This window comes from Acidimicrobiia bacterium (genome assembly GCA_016650365.1).
In the GTDB taxonomy this organism is placed as follows: Bacteria; Actinomycetota; Acidimicrobiia; order Spongiisociales; family JAENVV01; genus JAENVV01.
In genome coordinates this window covers 1-3,321 of the sequence record JAENVV010000172.1, presented here as the reverse complement: position 1 = coordinate 3,321, position 3,321 = coordinate 1, and the positions used below count along the sequence as shown (strand labels likewise).

General features: G+C 59.8%; 4 protein-coding genes. 1 reads left to right on the top strand and 3 read right to left on the bottom strand.

The features are described 5' to 3' along the window. Positions 1-169 precede the first annotated feature (169 nt). Positions 170-955, bottom strand: a complete 786-nt coding sequence (locus JJE47_10735) for a 1-acyl-sn-glycerol-3-phosphate acyltransferase (GenBank protein MBK5267897.1) — start codon at positions 953-955, stop codon at positions 170-172. Positions 956-1,052: 97 nt separating this feature from the next. Here JJE47_10735 and JJE47_10730 point away from each other — a divergent pair, with 97 nt between their 5' ends. Then, on the top strand, positions 1,053-1,946 hold the full coding sequence (locus JJE47_10730; GenBank protein ID MBK5267896.1) for a DMT family transporter: 894 nt from the start codon (positions 1,053-1,055) through the stop codon (positions 1,944-1,946). 30 nt (positions 1,947-1,976) lie between these two features. Here JJE47_10730 and JJE47_10725 read toward each other — a convergent pair whose 3' ends face one another. Both JJE47_10725 and JJE47_10720 read right to left on the bottom strand, forming a co-directional pair. After that, complete coding sequence (locus JJE47_10725) at positions 1,977-2,504, bottom strand: Uma2 family endonuclease (protein MBK5267895.1); 528 nt, start codon at positions 2,502-2,504, stop codon at positions 1,977-1,979. A gap of 106 nt (positions 2,505-2,610) precedes the next feature. After that, on the bottom strand, positions 2,611-2,991 hold the full coding sequence (locus JJE47_10720; GenBank protein ID MBK5267894.1) for a DUF2200 domain-containing protein: 381 nt from the start codon (positions 2,989-2,991) through the stop codon (positions 2,611-2,613). Positions 2,992-3,321: the final 330 nt, after the last annotated feature.

Genomic DNA, 3,321 nt, shown 5'->3' with positions numbered 1-3,321 from the left:
GCGTGCTTCGTGAAGTCCGCTTGCCAGTTTGAGATTCGTATTGATCATGATACACCCTCCTGACAGGTATTTCTGTCTGTTGTGATGTCATAATGATGTCATAATGATGTCAACTTGTCAAGGATCAATTAAAAATTCTTGAAAACCCCACCGTTAGAGGCCAAATGGCCTAGGTGGCAGGCTCGATTCGCCAGTGATCGAGGTTGGCAGCGATGACTTCGCGGACTTGGACCACCACATCTTCGGCCTGTTGACCGGCTTCCCGAAGGATCGGCCGACCGAAGGAGACCCGCACCCGGGTACCGAACGGAATCGGGAACATCTTGTGGGTGAGCAGCCGCCACGACCCATCGATGGTGGTCGGAACAACGTCCATATCCGGGGCAGCCTTCATCAACTGCACGACACCGACCGGCTTGAACTCCTTGAGATGGCCGTCCCGTGACCGGGAACCTTCCGGGAAGATGACTGCGGAAACTCCCCTCTCCTGGCAGTGTTTCCCGAATTCCCGGATCACTCGTACCGCATCACGGCCAGCCGACCGGTCGATGATGGCGTTGCCACCCCGGCGCAGGTTGTACGAGACGAACGGGATCCACTTGCTGAGTTCCTTTTTCGCGATGTACTTGGGGAAGTTGGAGAACAACACGCCACCGATGATCGGTACGTCAAAGAACGACTGGTGGTTCGACACAAGAATGTACGGGCGATCATTGCGGACTTCCGGATCTCGTTCGATCTTGACTCGCACCCCCGACGGGAAGAATGCCCAGATGAGGACCCGCTGCATGACCCCGGCGGCCACTTCGACAGAATGTTCTCCAAACAGACGAGCCACCCGCAGAGTCACATCGGCAATCACAAAGACGACGCCGAAAGACAACAGCGTTGGAATGGTCGTGATCCAATCCCAAACCACCAGCCAGAACCCGCGCGGCTTTTCTGCTTCTTCCATCCTGCAATGGTAATCCGACGCCCTCACCTCGCCTCTCTCCTGGTTCGGGAATCCATCCGAGCGAATCGATCATCTCCCGCCCTGCGTAGGATGCCGGATGATTTCGACCAATGCCGGAAGCCATCCCGGTCGCATCTCAGCGCGCGACTGGGGCCTTCTGCTGACGATCTCGGTGATCTGGGGGTCATCGTTCTTGTGGATCGCCATCGGCCTTGACCATCTCGGACCGGGAGTCATCGCCACGGTCCGGGTGGCACTTGGAGCGGCGTCTCTGTCGACCCTGCGGGCTTCCCGGGTCACGATCGCCCGATCCGACTGGCTGGCTATCTCCATCGTCGGTGTGGCGGGCAACGCGGCGCCTGCGCTGCTCTTTGCACTGGCCGAACAATCGGTGAGTTCGTCGATTGTCGGCATGTTGAATGCCGCCGTCGGACTCGTGACCCTGTCGATAGCGTTCGCCATGGGCAACCGATCGATAACCGGTCGCCACGTCGCCGGTCTCACCGTCGGACTGGCTGGGGTCGGCCTCCTGATTTGGCCCACCATGCAAGGAGGCCGCGCCGGAGTCGTCGGAGTCGGCTGGGTTGCCCTGGCGTTGCTCGGGTACGGTCTGACGAACAACGTCCTGCCGCCGTTGCAGCAGAAATACGGAGGTATCGCGGTGATCGCCCGGGCCCAGATGATCGGCACCGTCGTCCTGCTCCCATTCGGCATCGCCGACCTTGGCGAATCCACCTTCGCCTGGGGCTCGGTTCTCGCCGTGCTCATCCTCGGGGTCTTCGGGACAGGGGTCGCCCGGGCCATGTATGCCACGATCCTCGGCCGGGTCGGCGCCCCCCGCGGATCAATCGTTGCCTACATCATCCCGATCGTCGCCGTCATTCTCGGCATCACGTTTCTCAACGAACACGTCCAACTCATCCAACTGGCCGGCCTCGCCCTGGTCCTTGGCAGCGTCCTGCTGACCTCGTCTCGCCTCAAGCAGACCTAGCTCGCAACAAAATCCACGGGACCGGAATTTCTAGCTGAGTTGGGCCGGGTCGATCTGTAAGCGCGCTGGACCGAGATCAAGATCTGCCACCCGCCCCGGACCATCACGGTTCGATTCGACCATCGAACCGACGCCTTGTTTAAAAACGACAAGTTCGGGACCCTCCGGATCGATCACCCAGCACCTGGCCACACCCAGCCCCGCGTACTTGCGTAGTTTGCGAATCGTGTCACGGGATCGGTCGGTGCTCAACACTTCCACCACAAGCTGGGGAAGCCCTGTAAGTCGGACGTCATCGCCACTGGCCTCGAACACGATGACATCAGGAACGAACTCGTCGACCTGCCCATCCAGCTTCCAACCCCAGTTCTCGGCAACCAGAAAGCCCTGCGGTAGCACGGCCTCGATTGCGTTCGCCAACCGGCGACAGATCGTCTGATGGCGGAGCGTCGGCGACGGACTCATGACGAACTCACCATCGACGTACTCGCCACGAACGTCCGGCCCCAGCGCCTCGTACTCGTCCCATGACATGGGTATGCGCTCATCCACGTGCATGCCATGCACACTACTCCCCGATCTATCGACGTCTCCCGTCAACATAAGTCGGGGTTGTGACAGAAACCCGATTCGGACCGAATGGTCGGTACTCGTGATGGACCACCTAGCGGCTGGTCGAATTCCGCAGGATCTTGTCCATGGCCTTCCCCTTGGCCAGTTCATCCACCAACTTGTCGAGATAGCGGATCTCGCGCATCGTGGGTTCCTCGATATCTTCGACCCTCACACCGCAGACGACGCCGGTGATGAGCGACCGGTTCGGATTCATCTTCGGCGCCTTGGCAAAGAACGTCTCAAAGTCGGTCTTCTTGTCCAACTGCGCTTCCAGACGCTTCTGGCTGTAGCCGGTCAGCCAACGGATGACTTCGTCGACCTCGGCCTTCGTCCGACCCTTCCTCTCCGCCTTCGTCACGTAGTGCGGATAGACGCTCGCCAAGCTCGTGGTGTAGATCCGGTGCTTTTTCTCGCTGATTTCTGTCGCCATGCCGGCCTCGTTCCGTCATCGTGGTCTGACCTCAAGCTAATGGACACCATTCGATGAGTCGCTGGCCGACGCCGTTCGGGCGGTCCCAAGCTCGCCGGGAGCTGGGGATCGAACTGCCCGAATCTCAAGCACTACCCGTCCGCCGATGCCACCTGGTTTCACCTAGTTCTCCTCAGGGTGGAGGGCTCTTTTTCTGTCACAGGGTCGGGTTAGAATCGAACGTATGTTCGACACATTGATTGACCCGACATCTGACCGGGCGGCTACTGATGGGGTTCCCGCTGGGCTTGATGACATGGAACCGGGCCTGTTCCTGGCGGCCATGTTGTC

What these genes read in the sequence shown, in the direction of transcription:
- JJE47_10735 (MBK5267897.1), bottom strand. Translation starts at nt 955, where the DNA reads ATGGAAGAAGCAGAAAAGCCGCGCGGGTTCTGGCTGGTGGTTTGGGAT.
- JJE47_10730 (MBK5267896.1), top strand. Translation starts at nt 1,053, where the DNA reads ATGATTTCGACCAATGCCGGAAGCCATCCCGGTCGCATCTCAGCGCGC.
- JJE47_10725 (MBK5267895.1), bottom strand. Translation starts at nt 2,504, where the DNA reads ATGCACGTGGATGAGCGCATACCCATGTCATGGGACGAGTACGAGGCG.
- JJE47_10720 (MBK5267894.1), bottom strand. Translation starts at nt 2,991, where the DNA reads ATGGCGACAGAAATCAGCGAGAAAAAGCACCGGATCTACACCACGAGC.